General features: G+C 59.4%; 19 protein-coding genes. 15 read left to right on the top strand and 4 right to left on the bottom strand.

Translation table 11 applies throughout. The features are described 5' to 3' along the window. Window positions 1–537: an HAD family hydrolase gene (locus ONG87_RS04250; protein ID WP_185794211.1), complete on the bottom strand. Its 537-nt coding sequence runs from the start codon at window positions 535–537 to the stop codon at window positions 1–3. A gap of 17 nt (window positions 538–554) precedes the next feature. After that, window positions 555–1,529: a KpsF/GutQ family sugar-phosphate isomerase gene (locus ONG87_RS04255; RefSeq protein ID WP_122479499.1), complete on the bottom strand. Its 975-nt coding sequence runs from the start codon at window positions 1,527–1,529 to the stop codon at window positions 555–557. A gap of 234 nt (window positions 1,530–1,763) precedes the next feature. Between ONG87_RS04255 and ONG87_RS04260 the strand changes: the two genes are divergently transcribed. From ONG87_RS04260 to hisC, 10 genes are all read left to right on the top strand, one after another. Next, window positions 1,764–2,573: an ATP-binding cassette domain-containing protein gene (locus ONG87_RS04260; protein WP_122479498.1), complete on the top strand. Its 810-nt coding sequence runs from the start codon at window positions 1,764–1,766 to the stop codon at window positions 2,571–2,573. Beyond that, window positions 2,573–3,370, top strand: a complete 798-nt coding sequence (gene mlaE, locus ONG87_RS04265; RefSeq protein WP_043186730.1) for a lipid asymmetry maintenance ABC transporter permease subunit MlaE — start codon at window positions 2,573–2,575, stop codon at window positions 3,368–3,370. Before ONG87_RS04260 ends, mlaE begins: the two co-directional genes overlap by 1 nt. Beyond that, a complete protein-coding gene (mlaD, locus tag ONG87_RS04270; RefSeq protein ID WP_043186734.1) occupies window positions 3,370–3,837 on the top strand; it encodes an outer membrane lipid asymmetry maintenance protein MlaD in 468 nt (155 codons plus the stop codon). The genes mlaE and mlaD overlap by 1 nt, the downstream gene beginning before the upstream one ends. 10 nt (window positions 3,838–3,847) lie before the next feature. Next, window positions 3,848–4,501 carry a phospholipid-binding protein MlaC gene (locus tag ONG87_RS04275; RefSeq protein ID WP_122479497.1) on the top strand — a complete coding sequence of 218 codons (654 nt, stop codon included), beginning with the start codon at window positions 3,848–3,850 and terminating at the stop codon, window positions 4,499–4,501. Continuing rightward, the gene (locus ONG87_RS04280) at window positions 4,501–4,803 is read left to right on the top strand and encodes a lipid asymmetry maintenance protein MlaB (protein WP_122713625.1); all 303 of its coding nucleotides are present in this window, start codon (window positions 4,501–4,503) and stop codon (window positions 4,801–4,803) included. Before ONG87_RS04275 ends, ONG87_RS04280 begins: the two co-directional genes overlap by 1 nt. A gap of 113 nt (window positions 4,804–4,916) precedes the next feature. Next, a complete protein-coding gene (locus ONG87_RS04285; RefSeq protein ID WP_043186744.1) occupies window positions 4,917–5,156 on the top strand; it encodes a BolA family protein in 240 nt (79 codons plus the stop codon). A gap of 22 nt (window positions 5,157–5,178) precedes the next feature. Continuing rightward, on the top strand, window positions 5,179–6,444 hold the full coding sequence (murA, locus tag ONG87_RS04290) for a UDP-N-acetylglucosamine 1-carboxyvinyltransferase (protein WP_122479496.1): 1,266 nt from the start codon (window positions 5,179–5,181) through the stop codon (window positions 6,442–6,444). A gap of 69 nt (window positions 6,445–6,513) precedes the next feature. After that, on the top strand, window positions 6,514–7,149 hold the full coding sequence (gene hisG / locus ONG87_RS04295; protein ID WP_122479495.1) for an ATP phosphoribosyltransferase: 636 nt from the start codon (window positions 6,514–6,516) through the stop codon (window positions 7,147–7,149). Between the two features lie 125 nt (window positions 7,150–7,274). After that, entirely contained in the window at window positions 7,275–8,603 is a 1,329-nt protein-coding gene (gene hisD / locus ONG87_RS04300) for a histidinol dehydrogenase (protein ID WP_122479494.1), read from the top strand. 2 nt (window positions 8,604–8,605) lie between these two features. Continuing rightward, window positions 8,606–9,649 carry a histidinol-phosphate transaminase gene (gene hisC, locus ONG87_RS04305; protein ID WP_264382267.1) on the top strand — a complete coding sequence of 348 codons (1,044 nt, stop codon included), beginning with the start codon at window positions 8,606–8,608 and terminating at the stop codon, window positions 9,647–9,649. A gap of 158 nt (window positions 9,650–9,807) precedes the next feature. Here hisC and ONG87_RS04310 read toward each other — a convergent pair whose 3' ends face one another. After that, window positions 9,808–10,632: a hypothetical protein gene (locus ONG87_RS04310; protein ID WP_192057676.1), complete on the bottom strand. Its 825-nt coding sequence runs from the start codon at window positions 10,630–10,632 to the stop codon at window positions 9,808–9,810. A 678-nt stretch (window positions 10,633–11,310) separates the two neighbouring features. Between ONG87_RS04310 and ONG87_RS04315 the strand changes: the two genes are divergently transcribed. The 3 genes from ONG87_RS04315 (at window position 11,311) to ONG87_RS04325 (ending at window position 12,998) form a co-directional block, all read left to right on the top strand. Next, a complete protein-coding gene (locus tag ONG87_RS04315; RefSeq protein ID WP_264382268.1) occupies window positions 11,311–11,601 on the top strand; it encodes a hypothetical protein in 291 nt (96 codons plus the stop codon). A gap of 204 nt (window positions 11,602–11,805) precedes the next feature. Next, on the top strand, window positions 11,806–12,198 hold the full coding sequence (locus ONG87_RS04320) for a hypothetical protein (protein WP_264382269.1): 393 nt from the start codon (window positions 11,806–11,808) through the stop codon (window positions 12,196–12,198). A 17-nt stretch (window positions 12,199–12,215) separates the two neighbouring features. Continuing rightward, window positions 12,216–12,998, top strand: coding sequence for a hypothetical protein (locus ONG87_RS04325; protein WP_264382270.1), 783 nt, complete (start codon window positions 12,216–12,218; stop codon window positions 12,996–12,998). Between the two features lie 433 nt (window positions 12,999–13,431). Here ONG87_RS04325 and algW read toward each other — a convergent pair whose 3' ends face one another. After that, entirely contained in the window at window positions 13,432–14,598 is a 1,167-nt protein-coding gene (algW, locus tag ONG87_RS04330; RefSeq protein ID WP_264382271.1) for a Do family serine endopeptidase AlgW, read from the bottom strand. 114 nt (window positions 14,599–14,712) lie between these two features. Here algW and ONG87_RS04335 point away from each other — a divergent pair, with 114 nt between their 5' ends. Both ONG87_RS04335 and cysD read left to right on the top strand, forming a co-directional pair. Continuing rightward, window positions 14,713–15,471 carry a Nif3-like dinuclear metal center hexameric protein gene (locus ONG87_RS04335; RefSeq protein WP_264382272.1) on the top strand — a complete coding sequence of 253 codons (759 nt, stop codon included), beginning with the start codon at window positions 14,713–14,715 and terminating at the stop codon, window positions 15,469–15,471. Window positions 15,472–15,731: 260 nt separating this feature from the next. Beyond that, window positions 15,732–16,649 (top strand): sulfate adenylyltransferase subunit CysD, encoded by a 918-nt coding sequence (cysD, locus tag ONG87_RS04340; protein WP_122479489.1) that lies wholly within the window; start codon window positions 15,732–15,734, stop codon window positions 16,647–16,649. The last annotated feature ends 1 nt before the right edge of the window (window position 16,650 follow it).

Genomic DNA, 16,650 nt, shown 5'->3' on the forward strand with positions numbered 1-16,650 from the left:
CTACAGGTAGGCGGCGCGGGCCGCTTCGAGATTGCCCTGGGCATCGAGGATCAGCTCGCAGAACTCGCGTGCCGCCCCGAAGCCGCCACTGGCCTGGGTCACACCGTCGGCATGCTGGCGCACGAAGGCATTGGCATTGGCCACTGCCATGCCCAGGCCCACCCGGCGAATCACCGGCAGGTCGGGCAGGTCGTCGCCCAGGTAAGCCACATGTTCATAGCTCAGGCCGAGTTCGGCGAGCAGTCCGTCGAGCACCACGAGTTTGTCTTCACGGCCCTGAAAGAGGTGGGCGATGCCCAGGTTTTTGGCACGCCGCTCCACCACCGGGCTCTTGCGACCGGTGATGATGGCCGTGGTCACGCCACTATTGATGAGCATCTTGATGCCCTGACCATCCAGCGTGCTGAAGCTTTTGAACTCGCTGCCGTCTTCGAGGAAATACAGGCGGCCATCGGTCAGTACGCCGTCGACGTCGAATACGGCCAGCTTGATGGCCTTGCCTCGCTGCAGGAGGTCGTTGCTGCCAGTCTCGGGCATTGCACCATTCTCGGTCATTACATGACTCCCGCGCGCAGCAGATCGCCAAGGTTGAAGGCGCCTACCGGACAGTCTTGATCGTCAACCACGATCAGTGAGTTGATCTTGTTGTCTTCCATGATCTTCAGCGCCTCGGCAGCCAGCATGTCGGCGCGAGCCGTCTTGCCGTGGGAAGTCATGACGTCTTCGATTCGAGTGCTGTGGACATCGATGGTGCGATCCAATGTGCGCCGCAGATCGCCGTCGGTGAAGATCCCGGCCAGGCGGCCATCGGCTTCCAGGATGGCGGTCATGCCCAGGCCCTTGCGGGTCATTTCCATCAGGGCATCGCGCAGCAGCGTACCGCGCGCCACCTGTGGCAGCGCAGTGCCGGTGTGCATCACGTGCTCAACCTTGAGCAGCAGGCGTCGGCCCAGCGCTCCGCCGGGATGGGAGAAGGCGAAGTCTTCGGCCGTGAAGCCGCGCGCCTCGAGCAGGGCAATGGCCAGCGCATCGCCCAGCACCAGGGTAGCGGTGGTGGAGGAGGTCGGCGCCAGGTTCAGCGGGCAGGCCTCCTGAGCGACGCGCGCGTCGAGATTGACCTCGGCAGCCTGGGCCAGGGGTGAGTCGGGGTTGCCGGTCATGCTGATCAGCGGAATGCCCATGCGTTTTATCAAAGGCAGCAAAGTGACGATCTCCGCTGTCGAACCGGAGTTGGACAGGGCCAGGATGATGTCCTGGCGAGTGATCATGCCCATGTCGCCATGGCTGGCCTCGGCAGGATGCACGAAAAACGCCGGGGTGCCGGTGCTGGCCAGGGTCGCGGCGATCTTGTTGCCGATATGGCCGGACTTGCCCATGCCCAGCACGATCACGCGGCCGTTGCTTTCGAGGATCAATTCGCAGGCGCGCACGAAATCGGCGTCGATGTGGGCAAGCAGGCCCTCTACCGCTTCGATTTCGAGACGTATGGTGCGGTGCGCGGATTGGATCAGGTCGCTGGTCTGGCTCATGGCGAAAATCGGTAGGCCCGGTGAAAAGGCGGCGATTATAGCGGGAATGGACGTGCGACTCACCTGCCTATTTCGCGGCCCCGGTAAATCGATGGTACGTTTCGCCAATGGATCAATCTTGGGCGGCACGTGTCTGCAATGCTATAGTTCGCCGCTTGTTCGGCCTGTCCGCGCCAAGTGTCTTCGGTCAGAAGATGAGCGTCCGAGGGTAAGGTTGCACTGCAAGGAGTTTAAATGAGTGCCGATAGCGCCTACGCGGTCGAGCTGAAAGGGGTTTCCTTCAAGCGCGGTGCGCGGAGCATTTTCAACGACGTCGATATCCGCATTCCTCGCGGCAAGGTCACCGGTATCATGGGGCCTTCAGGTAGCGGCAAGACCACGCTCCTGCGTTTGATGGGCGCGCAACTGCGGCCCAGCGGCGGCGAAGTGTGGGTCAATGGCCAGAACCTGCCCAAACTCTCGCGCAGCGATCTGTTCGATGCGCGCAAGCACATGGGCGTGCTGTTCCAGAGCGGCGCGCTGTTCACCGACCTGGACGTGTTCGAAAACGTGGCCTTCCCGCTGCGCGTGCACACCGACCTGCCCGAAGACATGATCCGCGACATCGTTCTGATGAAGTTGCAGGCCGTTGGCCTGCGCGGTGCCATCGAACTGATGCCGGACGAACTGTCCGGCGGCATGAAGCGCCGGGTCGCGCTGGCCCGCGCCATCGCCATGGACCCGCAGATATTGATGTACGACGAGCCGTTCGTCGGTCAGGACCCGATCGCCATGGGCGTACTGGTGCGGCTGATCCGCCTGCTCAACGACGCCCTGGGTATCACCAGCATCGTGGTGTCCCACGACCTGGCGGAAACCGCGAGCATCGCCGACTACATCTATGTCGTAGGTGATGGCCAGGTGCTTGGTCATGGCACGCCAGAAGCCTTGATGGGGTCGGACAATCCGCGCGTCCGCCAATTCATGAAGGGCGATCCCGACGGCCCCGTGCCTTTTCATTTTTCCGCGCCCGACTACCGCGCCGATCTGCTGGGGAAGCGTTGATGCGCAAGAAATCAATCATGGAGCGCGTGCGCCTGTTTGGCCGCTCGGCCATCGACATGGTCGGCATCCTGGGGCGTTCCGGGCTGTTCCTCGGCCACGCTCTGGTGGGCCGCGGCGGCATCGGCGGCGGCTTCCAGCTGCTGATCAAGCAATTGTATTCAGTGGGCGTCATGTCCCTGCTGATCATCGTCGTGTCCGGCGTGTTCATCGGCATGGTGCTGGCGCTGCAGGGCTTCAGCATTCTGGCCAAGTACGGGTCGGAGCAGGCGGTCGGGCAAATGGTCGCGCTGACATTGCTGCGTGAACTCGGACCTGTGGTCACCGCTCTATTGTTCGCCGGTCGTGCAGGTTCTGCATTGACGGCCGAGATCGGCAACATGAAGTCGACCGAGCAGTTGTCGAGCCTGGAGATGATCGGCGTCGACCCGCTCAAGTACATCGTTGCGCCAAGGCTGTGGGCCGGTTTCATTTCCCTGCCGTTGCTGGCGATGATTTTCAGCGTCGTCGGTATCTGGGGTGGATCCTGGGTCGCCGTCGATTGGCTGGGCGTCTATGAAGGATCGTTCTGGGCCAACATGCAGAACAGCGTGAGCTTCACCGATGACGTGCTCAACGGTGTGATCAAGAGCCTGGTATTCGCTTTCGTCGTCACCTGGATCGCCGTGTTCCAGGGTTATGACTGTGAACCCACGTCCGAGGGCATCAGCCGCGCTACCACCAAGACCGTGGTCTACGCGTCGCTGGCCGTCCTGGGCCTGGACTTTATTCTGACCGCCCTGATGTTTGGAGATTTCTGATGCAAAACCGATCAATGGAAGTCGGAGTCGGCCTGTTTCTTCTGGCCGGCATCCTGGCTTTGCTGCTGTTGGCCTTGCGTGTCAGTGGTCTGTCCACCAGCGCGAACACCGAGAGCTACAAACTTTATGCCTATTTCGACAATATCGCCGGTTTGACTGTCAGAGCCAAGGTGACCATGGCCGGTGTGACCATCGGCAAGGTCACGGCCATCGATCTGGATCGCGACACCTTCACCGGCCGGGTGACCCTGCAGCTGGACAAGAAAGTGGACAATCTGCCCACTGACTCCACTGCTTCCATCCTGACCGCGGGCCTGCTGGGCGAGAAGTACATTGGTATCAGCGTGGGTGGCGAGGAAGCCTTGCTCACCGACGGCGGTACCATCCACGACACCCAGTCGTCCCTGGTGCTCGAAGACCTGATCGGCAAGTTCCTGCTCAACACAGTCAGCAAAGATGCCAAATAAGGAGTTATCCATGTTTTCGATCATGCGACGCAGCCTGCTGGTTCTGGTGGCTCTGCTACCGATGTGGGCCAACGCAGCCCCTGCGGTATCCGCACATCAGGTGGTACAGGGCGTCACCGACCGGCTGCTGTCGGATCTGGAAAAGAACCGTGAAACCTACCGCAGCAACCCTCAGGCTTTCTACGACGCGTTGAATTCCATCGTCGGTCCAGTCGTCGATGCCGAAGGCATATCGCGCAGCATCATGACCGTGAAGTACGCGAACCGGGCAACACCGGCGCAGAAAACGCGTTTCCAGGAAAATTTCAAGCGCAGCCTGATGCAGTTCTATGGCAACGCGTTGCTCGAATACAACAACCAGGGCATCACCGTTGGCCCGGCCAAGGATGAAAGTGGCACCCGTACCAGCGTCGATATGCAGGTCAAGGGCACTGGCGGAGCGGTGTATCCGGTTTCCTACACCCTGGAAAACCTGAACAACGAGTGGAAGGTGCGTAACGTCATCATCAATGGCATCAACATCGGCAAGCTGTTCCGCGACCAGTTCGCCGACAGCATGCAGCGCAACGGCAACGACCTGGACAAGACCATCGACGGTTGGGCGGGCGAAGTTGCCAAGGCCAAGGAAGTCACCGACAAAGCTGCCCCGACGAGCGCTCAGTGATGGATCAGGCTCGCGTCGAACTGGCCGGCGATCAGCTCAGTCTGGCCGGGGTGCTGGACTACCGCTCCGGCGCTGCCCTGCGCAAGCAGGGGCAGGCATTGATCCAGTCCAGCCCGGCCACGGCGCTCGTCATCGACTGCACTGCGGTCGAGAAATCCAGCAGCGTCGGCTTGTCCCTGCTGCTGGGCTTCATGCGCGATGCCGAGGCGGCCGGCAAGACCGTGCGGGTCCAGGCACTGCCCCACGATATGCGTCAGATCGCTCAGGTCACCGGCATGAGCGAATTCTTTTCACAGATTTGAGCGGCCCTCATCGAGGTCCTCTGGCCTGATCCCGTCGATACGGGGTTCGCAGTCGGGGGGCTTTTTTGTATGATGGCCGACCCGCGCGCACAGGGCGCCGATCGAGGTTGAGCATGCAGGCTGTAGAAGTGAAGGGTTTCCTTGAATCCAAGCTGCCGGGAGTGCAGGTGGAAGTCGAGGGCGAAGGCTGCAATTTCCAGCTGAACGTGATCAGTGACGAGCTGACCGCGCTTAGCCCGGTCAAGCGCCAGCAACAGATCTATGCTCATTTGAACCCATGGATCGCCGATGGCAGCATCCATGCGATCACCATGAAATTCTTCAGCAGCGCAGCCTGGGCTGAGCGTTCCTGAGCCATTCCGCGTCGAGACTCCAATGGACAAACTGATTATTACTGGCGGCGTTCGCCTTGATGGCGAAATTCGCATTTCCGGAGCGAAGAACTCCGCTCTGCCGATTCTGGCTGCCACCCTGCTGGCCGATGGGCCGGTAACGGTTGCCAACCTGCCGCACCTGCACGACATCACCACCATGATCGAGCTGTTCGGTCGCATGGGCATCGAGCCGGTGATCGACGAGAAGCTGGCGGTGGAGATCGATCCGCGCACCATCAAGACACTGGTTGCACCGTACGAGCTGGTCAAGACCATGCGCGCCTCGATCCTGGTGCTGGGCCCGATGGTCGCTCGCTTCGGCGAAGCGGAAGTGGCGCTGCCCGGTGGTTGCGCGATCGGCTCGCGTCCGGTCGACCTGCACATCCGCGGCCTCGAAGCCATGGGTGCGGTCATCGACGTGGAAGCCGGCTACATCAAGGCCAAGGCGCCGGAAGGTGGCCTGCGCGGCGCCAACTTCTTCTTCGACACGGTCAGTGTGACCGGTACCGAGAACATCATGATGGCCGCAGCCTTGGCCAATGGCCGCAGCGTCCTGCAGAACGCCGCGCGCGAGCCGGAAGTGGTCGATCTGGCCAACTTCATCAATGCCATGGGCGGCAACGTCCAAGGCGCCGGCACCGACACCATCACCATCGATGGTGTGAAGCGCCTGCACTCGGCGACCTACAAGGTCATGCCCGATCGCATCGAGACCGGTACCTACCTGGTGGCCGCCGCCTGCACAGGCGGCCGGGTCAAGGTCAAGGACACCGATCCGACCATTCTCGAAGCCGTGCTGGAAAAGCTTCGCGAGGCGGGCGCCGAGATCACCACCGGCGCCGACTGGATCGAACTGAACATGCATGGCAAGCGGCCCAAGGCGGTCAACGTGCGGACCGCGCCGTACCCGGCGTTCCCCACCGACATGCAGGCGCAGTTCATTTCGCTCAATGCCATTGCCGAAGGCACTGGCGCGGTCATCGAGACGATCTTCGAAAACCGTTTCATGCACGTCTACGAGATGCATCGCATGGGCGCGCAGATTCAGGTCGAGGGCAACACGGCCATCGTCACCGGCACCGAGAAGCTCAAGGGCGCACCGGTCATGGCGACCGACCTGCGGGCGTCGGCGAGCCTGGTGATTTCGGCGCTTACCGCCGAAGGCGACACCTTGATCGACCGCATCTACCACATCGACCGTGGCTACGAGTGCATCGAAGAAAAACTGCAGATGCTGGGCGCCAAGATCCGTCGCGTACCGGGCTGATGTGCGTGCAGGGCGCAGGGATGCGCCCGGTCGTTGCCAGAAACTTTCCTGTAAGGACTGACGTTTCCCATGTTGACCATTGCGCTGTCCAAAGGCCGCATTCTTGACGATACATTGCCGCTCCTGGCCGAGGCGGGCATCGTGCCCACCGAGAACCCGGACAAGAGCCGCAAGCTGATCATTCCCACGACCCAGGACGATGTACGCCTGCTGATCGTGCGCGCCACCGACGTGCCGACCTACGTCGAGCATGGTGCCGCCGACCTGGGTGTCGCCGGCAAGGACGTCCTGCTCGAATACAGCGGCCAGGGCCTGTACGAGCCCCTCGATCTGCAGATCGCCCAGTGCAAGCTCATGACGGCCGGCGCCATCGGCGCGGCCGAGCCAGCCGGTCGGCTGCGTGTGGCCACCAAGTTCGTCAACGTTGCCAAGCGCTACTACGCCGAGCAGGGCCGCCAGGTCGATATCATCAAGCTCTACGGTTCCATGGAACTGGCGCCACTGGTGGGCCTGGCCGACAAGATCATCGACGTGGTCGACACCGGCAATACCCTGCGTGCCAACGGCCTGGAGCCCCAGGAACTGATCGCCCACATCAGCTCCCGGCTGGTGGTGAACAAAGCCTCCATGAAGATGCAGCACGCCCGCATCCAGGCGTTGATCGACACCCTGCGCAAGGCAGTGGAGTCGCGACACCGCGACTGATGCACCTGCGCAGGTCTGCAACCTGCGCCCGTCTATCCGCATCATAGCCAAATAACTCAAGTGCCCATGTGGATCGATTGGTAATCTATCGGCGCTTGAGCAATTGCCATTATTTGAGGCCCGCCATGACCGTTTCCACTGCTATTCGCCGACTCGATGCCACTGATCCGGACTTCGCCCGCCATCTGGACCATCTGTTGAGCTGGGAAAGTGTGTCAGATGATTCGGTCAATCAGCGCGTGCTGGACATCATCAAGGCCGTGCGCGAGCGGGGAGACGCCGCGCTGGTCGAATTCACCGAGCGCTTCGATGGCCTGCAGGTCGCCTCGATGGCCGACCTGATCCTGCCGCGCGAGCGTCTCGAGCTGGCCCTGACACGCATTACCGATGTGCAGCGCAACGCTCTGGAAACCGCCGCCGAGCGGGTGCGTCTCTACCATGAGAAGCAGAAGCAGGATTCCTGGAGCTACACCGAAGCCGACGGCACGGTGCTCGGCCAGAAGGTCACACCACTGGACCGCGCCGGGCTGTACGTGCCCGGCGGCAAGGCCTCCTACCCGTCATCGGTATTGATGAACGCCATTCCGGCAAAAGTGGCGGGCGTTACCGAGGTGGTCATGGTCGTGCCCACGCCCCGAGGCGAGGTCAACGAGCTGGTGTTGGCAGCGGCCTGCATTGCCGGCGTCGACCGAGTGTTCACTATCGGCGGCGCCCAGGCCGTTGCGGCCCTGGCCTATGGCACCGAAAGCGTGCCGCGCGTGGACAAGGTCGTGGGCCCCGGCAATATCTACGTGGCGACTGCCAAGCGCCATGTGTTCGGCCAGGTCGGTATCGACATGATCGCTGGCCCCTCGGAAATTCTGGTGGTCTGCGACGGTGGCACCGATCCGGACTGGATCGCCATGGACTTGTTCTCCCAGGCCGAACATGACGAAGACGCCCAGGCCATTCTGGTCAGCCCCGATGCCGAGTTCCTTGACAAGGTCGCGGCCAGTATCGACAAGTTGCTACCGACCATGGAACGCGCCGAGATCATCAATACCTCGATCAATGGCCGGGGTGCGCTGATCAAGGTCCGCGACATGCAGCAGGCCATCGAGGTGGCCAACCGAATTGCCCCGGAACACCTGGAGTTGTCGGTCGAAGACCCGCAGGCCTGGCTGCCGCAGATCCGCCATGCGGGTGCCATCTTCATGGGGCGTCACACCAGCGAAGCGCTGGGCGACTACTGCGCCGGCCCCAACCACGTGCTGCCGACTTCAGGCACCGCGCGCTTTTCGTCGCCCTTGGGTGTCTACGATTTCCAGAAGCGTTCGTCGATCATCTTCTGCTCGGAGCAGGGCGCTTCCGAGCTGGGCAAGACCGCTTCCGTGCTGGCTCGCGGCGAGTCCCTGAGCGCACACGCCCGCAGCGCCGAATACCGTATCCAACCCGATCTGGCAAAAGGGGAATGAGCATGAGCAGATTCTGGAGTCCCTTCGTCAAGAACCTGGTGCCCTATGTGCCCGGCGAGCAGCCCAAGGTTGCCAACCTGGTCAAGCTCAACACCAACGAGAACCCCTACGGCCCATCGCCCAAGGCGATCGAGGCCATGCGCGCCGAGCTGGGTGACGCCCTGCGTTTGTACCCGGATCCCAACAGCGACCTGCTCAAGCAAGCCGTGGCAGACTATTACGGGGTGCAAACCAACCAGGTGTTCCTGGGCAACGGCTCGGACGAAGTGCTGGCGCATATCTTCCACGGCCTGTTCCAGCATGACCAGCCGCTGTTGTTCCCGGACATCAGCTACAGCTTCTATCCGGTCTATTGCGGCTTGTACGGTATTGCCTTCGAGGCCGTGCCGCTGGACGAGCAATTCCAGATCCGGCCACAAGACTACGCCAGGCCCAACGCCGGGATCATCTTCCCCAACCCGAACGCACCCACTGGCTGCCTGTTGCCGCTCGAAGCGGTCGAGCAGATTGTTCAGGCCAGCCCGGACTCGGTGGTGGTGGTGGATGAAGCCTACGTCGATTTCGGCGGTGAAACCGCGATCACCCTGGTCGATCGCTATCCGAACCTGCTCGTCACCCAGACTGTCTCCAAATCCCGTTCGCTGGCCGGCCTGCGGGTAGGGCTCGCGGTAGGCCATCCGGACCTGATCGAAGCGTTGGAGCGCATCAAGAACAGCTTCAACTCCTATCCGATCGACCGAGTGGCGGTCGCCGGCGCCGCCGCAGCGTTTGCCGACAAGGCCTACTTCGAAGACACCTGCGCCAAGGTGATCGCCAGTCGCGAAAAACTGGTGCAAGGGCTGAATGAACATGGATTCGAGGTACTGCCCTCGGCAGCCAACTTCATCTTCGCCCGCCACCCCGAACAGGACGCTGCAGCCATTGCCGCCCGCTTGCGCGAAAAGGGCGTGATCGTGCGCCATTTCAAGCAGGAACGCATCGCGCAATTCCTGCGCATCAGCATCGGTACTTCGGAACAGAACCAGGCGTTGCTGGATGCCCTGTGAGCAAGAAGATAAAAGCGGCTGGGCTGAACAAGCCGCTTGACCGGCAGACTTCCCTGGTCGGTTAGACTGCCGGTATAGGGCGCGGGACAGCAGGATAAGTTGTCAGCCGGCTAATGCTTCGCACAAGACCTGAGTGCTGCCGGCAGTGTGTTCATCGCCTAGCGTTTTTTCAAGGAGAATGACCCGAAACGGATACGAGGCCCCGTAAGTGTGATTGACAAGGTGTTCTGAGTAGCCGTGAAGGGTATTGGCGCTATCGACTCACTGGACGTGATATCTGTGTTGGGGACCCCACCACTGCCCGATATCGCGCCGAAGGCGAAGTTTTCCTCCTCGCCTATAGGATTGATGAAGGGCATCACCGTATAGGTAATCACGTAATGACTGCCAGGTTCGATGCGAGTGACCAACTGGCTGACGCGTTGGCCGTTGGCCAGTTGCACGCCGCCGTGCTGCCACTCGCCCCCTCCTCTCCAGTCCGTATTCGGACGCTCGAAGTGGCTATCCTTGATGAGTTCGTCGGGATTGGGAAAGTCATCGACGAGGCTGGGACTCCAGAACTGTACAGGGGTGCTTGCTTCAGAGCTGATTACGACTTCCAGATGAGTCGTCGCCGGTTGGGTTACATGTTCGAGCTCGTATACGAACGCGCCTGTCCTCAGGTAGAAGCTTGCCACCTCTATATCGTTTTCCTTGATGACGACACGGCCGACTTCAGCCACTGCTTGGGTAGCCTTTGATGAGCTATTTAACGCCAAGGCAATCATTCTGAACGTGTACTGTTTGGCTCTCGCTTCTATGGTCACTCCCTGCCTGATGCTGGCCTGATTGACCAGAATCGCGCCAGGCGGTGAAGAGGTGCAGTTGGCGGGGTCCCCTTTGTCGTCCGTGATCCAGTGGGTGAAACCTTGTTCGAACTCTGCGTTCTGTAACAGATTTCCTGGCAGCGCCAGAGGTGTGGTCGTAGGCGTTATGTTAGTCATGATCCATTTTCTCCGTGTGTGTGGCAAGAAAACAGGCTAGCTACGATTGCATGTTCCTGGGTAACTATCTTTTTACAAGCAAAACAGGAGTGATCTTGTATTTTCAGACCGCAGTGGGCTTTTCGCTAAACGCCGGGCGGCCAAGATAATTATCAGGTGAGCGTAATAATCATGAGTATGACGGTCGATACTTCTGCGCGAATAAAAACTTCGAGCGTGTATAGGTGTGTTACATCTGATAGAAATGACGTGACCGAGCTTGCATGCGATAGCCAACCGCCATCCGTTTTTCACTACATCCCTACTTCTCCTCCTTCTTCACCGCCGCCGGCCTCGGCGGGAGGCGCAGGCCCACTTCGGCATTGAGGGTGAGTTCCATGCCTTGCGCATCATCTGGATCGGGATCACCAAGATCTGGTCGGCGCTAGCTGTCGTTGCCCCTATACCTCCTCAAAAAAGGAGTGGACATAGGGGCGGCAACGCGGGTCTCAGCGGTCCGCTTTAATTTGACACCTATTTCCATCCAATCCCAAAACCGGAATGTCTCTTCCTTGTCCCTAGCCGTGATGCACAGGTAAGGTACCTGCACGTTCGCATCAGGAAACAATTCAAAATTCCTCTTTGAGCCTGTGTTGTGCAAGCTGCACAACTTCTTGAGCGCTTTGCGGAGCACATCCAATGGATATACAACATCAAGAATCGCTGGGTCTCACATTCACCGCTGAGCAGTGTAAGTTTGCTCGATGCACGGTAGAGCAACTTTTGAAGGCGGCTGTGCTTGAATGCATCGCTAAGGAAGATGCTGTGGAGATATTCAGGAGGCAAGATTTTTATTCTGTTACACAAGAAGTCTATGAGAATTTAAAAGCGTTCGCGTCGAAAGATCCAGGTTCTCAGCGTGATCTTGAGTTTGTAGCGAAAAATTACACCTCTTATGCGGCAGTGTTGCACTATCGATTGGCCAATTAAGTTTATGAGCTGTCTTAGGTTCGGTTGGGAATGATACGATGATTGGAGCACATTGCCTTATCTCTGAGGATGTCCCAGCTCAACATCGTGCAACCCTCAATGGTACCGAGAATGTCGTAAAGTCGATAAGGCCCAGTGCTCGCTCGTGAGTTGGCGGCGATACAATCAGAAAAGCTATATGTAAAATTATAAAAAGGAAAATTTATGATCTTTGATAGGCTTCCTCTAAAGACATATCTTTATTTCATAGCCCAGTCTGTCAATCTAACGGCCGCAGTCATGTCGGTGACGATGGCTGCCGTGATAGGCGCTCAACTTGCTCCATCGCCGGAGTGGTCAACTTTACCCTACGGCATGCAGTTCCTGTCTTTGATGTTAGCAACCTATCCAGCATCAAAATTCATGAGCGTCTATGGCCGGCGGGCCGGTTTTCATTTAGGCAGTTTGGCACTGGCGGTGTCCGGTATCACTGGCTTTTATGCCCTGCAGACGGGTAGCTTTTATGGGGTCGTGGTTTCTCATGCAGCATTAGGGGCTACATTGCTTTCGCAAACTTCAATCGATTTGCCGCAACCGACGGGCTCAGTGCCGCACTGAAGGCCAAGGCTATTTCCTTGGTCGTTGCCGGGGGGGTTGTTGCAGCCTTCATTGGTCCATGGGTGGCGACATTGCTTCGTTCGGTGGGTGACTTCAGCGACTTTGCCCTGTGCTACGGTTTTTTTGTGCTACTGGCGGTCATATCCGCCGCCGTCAATCAGGTGACGCCAATAGCTGAAATGACAGATTCAGCCAATAGCGCAATACCCGTGCCGCTTCGAAATAGTTCTAACTGGGATCTGGCGCTGCCTATCACTGTTGCGGCAGTGGGGTATGGGTTCATGAACCTGTTCATGATTCAAGCCTCTTTACAGATGGCGGCTATGCACACGCATTTTCAGCTCATCGGTGTAGCTATTCAGTGGCACGTGTTTGCTATGTTTGCGCCTTCATTCATCACTGGATATCTGATTGCCCGAATGGGTGTCAATCGGTTGGTTTTGCTAGGGCTAGTGCTACTGTCAACATCAGCTATGATTAATTTATTTTACCTGTCACAAGCTTCCATATTGATCGCATTGGTTGTTTTAGGTGTGGGTTGGAATTTTACCTATGTAGCAGGAGGCGCGATGCTCGCCCTTCGACTTGAAGGCAAAAAAGAGGCTATCAAAGTCCAAGGTATCAATGACCTGATTATCGCCATCATGGCGACTGCTGGAGCGTTTCTTCCTGGCATGTTGCTCGTAAGTGTAGGGTGGAGCGGTACCAACGCTGGCGTAGCGATTCTAACATTGGCCCTGATCACTTATTTCATTACTGCCATACGTCGAGCCGCGGCCAAGATGCAGGTGATAAAATGACGCTCAGCCAAAGTTTGAAGATGTGTCCAGGGCTTCTCATGAAGCTGGAGATGAATAATCTGGGAGGGAGCCACAAATATGCCAAGCGAGTGATTCACATCGGTAACAGCTCGGCGCTTGCACTGCAAGATTGACCTTAGGGGCACTCTCGTTGCTTGCATCACGTATGACGGTGGCTATTGGTATTCAGATATAACAGCCAAATTTTGCAGTCTGCCAATGTAGAGATTTATAAGCTTTCATTGCTAGACCTCATGCTGCCCCAAGCAGTGTCTGTTTCATGTATCAAATAGGAAAGCCGCTGCTGGTTCGACTTTCCCTTCGGCAGGCGAAGATCCGTATTGAACGGGTCTCGTCCTTCAACCCGGTCTTTCAGAGAGAGGGTTGGAGGTAGGGGCCAAGTAAACACGGTTCTTTACCTCACCCCACAACCTTACTTCTCCTCCTCCTTTTTCACCGCCGCCGGCGCTGGTGGGGGGCGCAGGCCCACTTCGGCGTTGAGGGTGAGTTCCTTGCCCTTGCGCATCACCTGGATGGCGATCCGGTCGCCGGGCTTGGTGCGGGCGACCTGGTTCATCGAGCGGCGACCATCGCCGGCCGGCTCGCCATTGATGCTGAGGATGACATCGCCCAGCTGCAGGCCGGCCTTGTGCGCCGGGCCGCCTTGAAACACTCCGGCGACGACGATGCCTGGCCGATCCTTGATGCCGAACGACTCCGCCAGCTCCTCGGTCATCGGTTGTACTTCGATGCCCAACCAGCCGCGGATCACCTGGCCATGTTCGATGATCGACTTCATCACCTCCAGCGCCAGCTTGGTCGGGATTGCGAAGCCGATGCCTTGCGAGCCGCCGGACTTGGAGAAGATGGCCGTGTTGATACCGGTCAGGTTGCCGTTGGCATCCACCAGCGCGCCGCCGGAGTTGCCGGGGTTGATCGCCGCATCGGTCTGGATGAAGTCTTCGTAGGTATTGAGGCCCAGCTGGTTGCGGCCGGTGGCACTGATGATGCCCATGGTCACGGTCTGGCCGACGCCGAACGGGTTACCGATGGCCAGCGCGACGTCGCCGATACGGATGCCGTCGGAGCGGCCAATGGTGATTGCTGGAACGTTCTTCAGATCGATCTTGAGCACCGCCAGGTCGGTCTCCGGATCGCTGCCGATTACCCGAGCCAGGGTCTCCCGGCCGTCTTTCAGGGCCACCACGATCTGGTCGGCGCCAGCTGTCACATGGTTGTTGGTGAGCAGGTAGCCTTCGGGGCTCATGATCACCGCCGAGCCCAGACTCGACTCCCAGCGCCGCTGCTTGGGCAGGTTGTCGCCGAAGAAACGCCGGAACTGTGGATCTTCGAACAGCGGGTGGGCACCTTTGTTGACCGCCTTGGTGGTGTACAGGTTGGCCACGGCCGGTGCTGCAATGGCTACGGCGTCGGCGTAGGACACCGGACCCTGGATGACGCTGGCGCTTTGCGGCGCCTGCTGCAGGTTGACGTCCTGGCTGGGCAGGCCGACCCATTGCGGAAAGCGCAGGATCACCAGCAGGGCGATCAATATGCCGGTCAACAGTGGCCAACCGAAGAAGCGCAAGGCCTTGAACATGGGAACGATCCTGAAGGGTAGCGGGGGGCTGTTTCTTCGGCGCGCAGGGGCGCCATAATGGCCGGCATTATACGGGCGCTCGCGCCGCGCTGAACTGCCTTTGTGGAGACTTTCATGGCTGTGGCACTGAACACGTTGGTCGAAGAAGCCGACCGTTATCTGGGCAGCACGAAGATCCAGGATTACTGCCCCAATGGTTTGCAGGTGGAAGGCCGCCCGCAGGTCATGCGTATCGTCAGTGGCGTGACGGCGAGTCAGGCGTTGCTCGATGCCGCGGTGGATGCCAGGGCCGATCTGGTGCTGGTGCACCATGGTTATTTCTGGAAGGGCGAAAACCCCTGCGTGGTCGGCATGAAACAGCGGCGCCTGAAGACCTTGCTCAAACACGATATCAGCTTGCTGGCCTACCACCTGCCGCTGGATCTGCACGCCGAAGTGGGCAACAACGTGCAGCTGGCGCGGCAGTTGGAAATCACCGTGGAAGGGCCGCTGGATCCGGCGGACAGCCGGGTCGTGGGGCTGATCGGTTCATTGCCCGAGCCCATGCATCCGCGCGACTTCGCCCGTCGCGTGCAGGAAGTGCTGGGCCGCGAACCGTTGCTGATCGAAGGCAGCGAAAAGATTCGCCGCGTCGGCTGGTGCACCGGCGGCGGCCAGGGTTACATCGATCGGGCGATCGCGGCCGGTGTGGACCTGTTCATCAGCGGCGAGGCTTCCGAACAGACCGTTCACAGTGCCCGCGAGAACGACATCAGCTTCATCGCCGCCGGCCATCACGCCACCGAACGCTACGGTGTGCAGGCGCTGGGTGAGTACCTGGCGCGGCGCTTCGCGCTCGAGCATGTGTTCATCGACTGCCCCAACCCTGTCTGATCGTTGGACGGTGGTGCCTGATTCGCGGGCAGAGCCCGCTCCCACAGTGCTCATAGTGATCTTGTGGGAGCTGGGCCGGTGGGATCGGGTTGGCTGGCAAGCCTCTGCCCGCCAAACACGAAACCCTCCAAACCACGAGGTATATTGATATACCCCTTCGATCTAACCACCCCCGATGACCAAACCGGACGCCGTGTTAAAGTGCCCGGCTCGAACACGGCCCGCAGGCCGTCCATAAAGACTGTATTCCGTGAGTAGCCATGGTCGACAAACTGACGCATCTGAAACAGCTGGAGGCGGAAAGCATCCACATCATTCGTGAGGTGGCCGCTGAGTTCGATAACCCGGTGATGTTGTATTCCATCGGCAAGGACTCGGCCGTGATGCTGCATCTGGCGCGCAAGGCCTTCTTCCCCGGCAAGCTGCCGTTCCCGGTGATGCACGTCGACACCCAGTGGAAGTTCCAGGAGATGTACAAGTTCCGCGACCGCATGGTCGAGGAGCTGGGCCTGGACCTGCTGGTACACGTCAATCCCGAAGGCGTGGCGCAGGGCATCAACCCCTTCACCCACGGCAGTTCCAAGCACACCGACATCATGAAGACCCAGGGCCTCAAGCAGGCGCTGGACAAGTATGGCTTCGACGCCGCCTTCGGCGGTGCGCGCCGTGACGAAGAGAAGTCGCGGGCCAAGGAGCGGGTCTACTCGTTCCGTGACAGCAAGCATCGCTGGGACCCGAAGAACCAGCGTCCGGAGTTGTGGAACGTCTACAACGGCAAGGTCAACAAGGGCGAATCGATCCGCGTATTCCCCTTGTCGAACTGGACCGAGCTCGACATCTGGCAGTACATCTACCTGGAAGGCATCCCGATCGTGCCGCTGTACTTCGCCGCCGAACGCGAAGTGATCGAGAAGAACGGCACGCTGATCATGATCGACGACGAGCGCATTCTCGAGCACCTCAGCGAGGAAGAGAAGGCCAGCATCGTCAAGAAGAAAGTGCGTTTCCGTACCCTTGGCTGCTACCCATTGACGGGCGCGGTGGAGTCCGAGGCGCAGAGCCTCACCGACATCATTCAGGAAATGCTCCTGACGCGAACGTCCGAGCGCCAGGGCCGGGTCATCGATCATGATGGCGCCGGTTCCATGGAAGACAAGAAACGTCAGGGCTATTTCTAGA

Origin of the sequence: Pseudomonas sp. MM227 (assembly GCF_947090715.1) — a bacterium.
Lineage (GTDB): Bacteria > Pseudomonadota > Gammaproteobacteria > Pseudomonadales > Pseudomonadaceae > Aquipseudomonas > Aquipseudomonas baltica.

What these genes read in the sequence shown, in the direction of transcription:
- ONG87_RS04255 (WP_122479499.1), bottom strand. Translation starts at nt 1,529, where the DNA reads ATGAGCCAGACCAGCGACCTGATCCAATCCGCGCACCGCACCATACGT.
- cysD (WP_122479489.1), top strand. Translation starts at nt 15,732, where the DNA reads ATGGTCGACAAACTGACGCATCTGAAACAGCTGGAGGCGGAAAGCATC.
- hisC (WP_264382267.1), top strand. Translation starts at nt 8,606, where the DNA reads ATGAGCAGATTCTGGAGTCCCTTCGTCAAGAACCTGGTGCCCTATGTG.
- algW (WP_264382271.1), bottom strand. Translation starts at nt 14,598, where the DNA reads ATGTTCAAGGCCTTGCGCTTCTTCGGTTGGCCACTGTTGACCGGCATA.
- mlaE (WP_043186730.1), top strand. Translation starts at nt 2,573, where the DNA reads ATGCGCAAGAAATCAATCATGGAGCGCGTGCGCCTGTTTGGCCGCTCG.
- ONG87_RS04285 (WP_043186744.1), top strand. Translation starts at nt 4,917, where the DNA reads ATGCAGGCTGTAGAAGTGAAGGGTTTCCTTGAATCCAAGCTGCCGGGA.
- ONG87_RS04250 (WP_185794211.1), bottom strand. Translation starts at nt 537, where the DNA reads ATGCCCGAGACTGGCAGCAACGACCTCCTGCAGCGAGGCAAGGCCATC.
- ONG87_RS04260 (WP_122479498.1), top strand. Translation starts at nt 1,764, where the DNA reads ATGAGTGCCGATAGCGCCTACGCGGTCGAGCTGAAAGGGGTTTCCTTC.
- ONG87_RS04335 (WP_264382272.1), top strand. Translation starts at nt 14,713, where the DNA reads ATGGCTGTGGCACTGAACACGTTGGTCGAAGAAGCCGACCGTTATCTG.
- ONG87_RS04280 (WP_122713625.1), top strand. Translation starts at nt 4,501, where the DNA reads ATGGATCAGGCTCGCGTCGAACTGGCCGGCGATCAGCTCAGTCTGGCC.
- hisG (WP_122479495.1), top strand. Translation starts at nt 6,514, where the DNA reads ATGTTGACCATTGCGCTGTCCAAAGGCCGCATTCTTGACGATACATTG.
- ONG87_RS04320 (WP_264382269.1), top strand. Translation starts at nt 11,806, where the DNA reads ATGATCTTTGATAGGCTTCCTCTAAAGACATATCTTTATTTCATAGCC.
- murA (WP_122479496.1), top strand. Translation starts at nt 5,179, where the DNA reads ATGGACAAACTGATTATTACTGGCGGCGTTCGCCTTGATGGCGAAATT.
- ONG87_RS04315 (WP_264382268.1), top strand. Translation starts at nt 11,311, where the DNA reads ATGGATATACAACATCAAGAATCGCTGGGTCTCACATTCACCGCTGAG.
- ONG87_RS04275 (WP_122479497.1), top strand. Translation starts at nt 3,848, where the DNA reads ATGTTTTCGATCATGCGACGCAGCCTGCTGGTTCTGGTGGCTCTGCTA.
- ONG87_RS04310 (WP_192057676.1), bottom strand. Translation starts at nt 10,632, where the DNA reads ATGACTAACATAACGCCTACGACCACACCTCTGGCGCTGCCAGGAAAT.
- hisD (WP_122479494.1), top strand. Translation starts at nt 7,275, where the DNA reads ATGACCGTTTCCACTGCTATTCGCCGACTCGATGCCACTGATCCGGAC.
- mlaD (WP_043186734.1), top strand. Translation starts at nt 3,370, where the DNA reads ATGCAAAACCGATCAATGGAAGTCGGAGTCGGCCTGTTTCTTCTGGCC.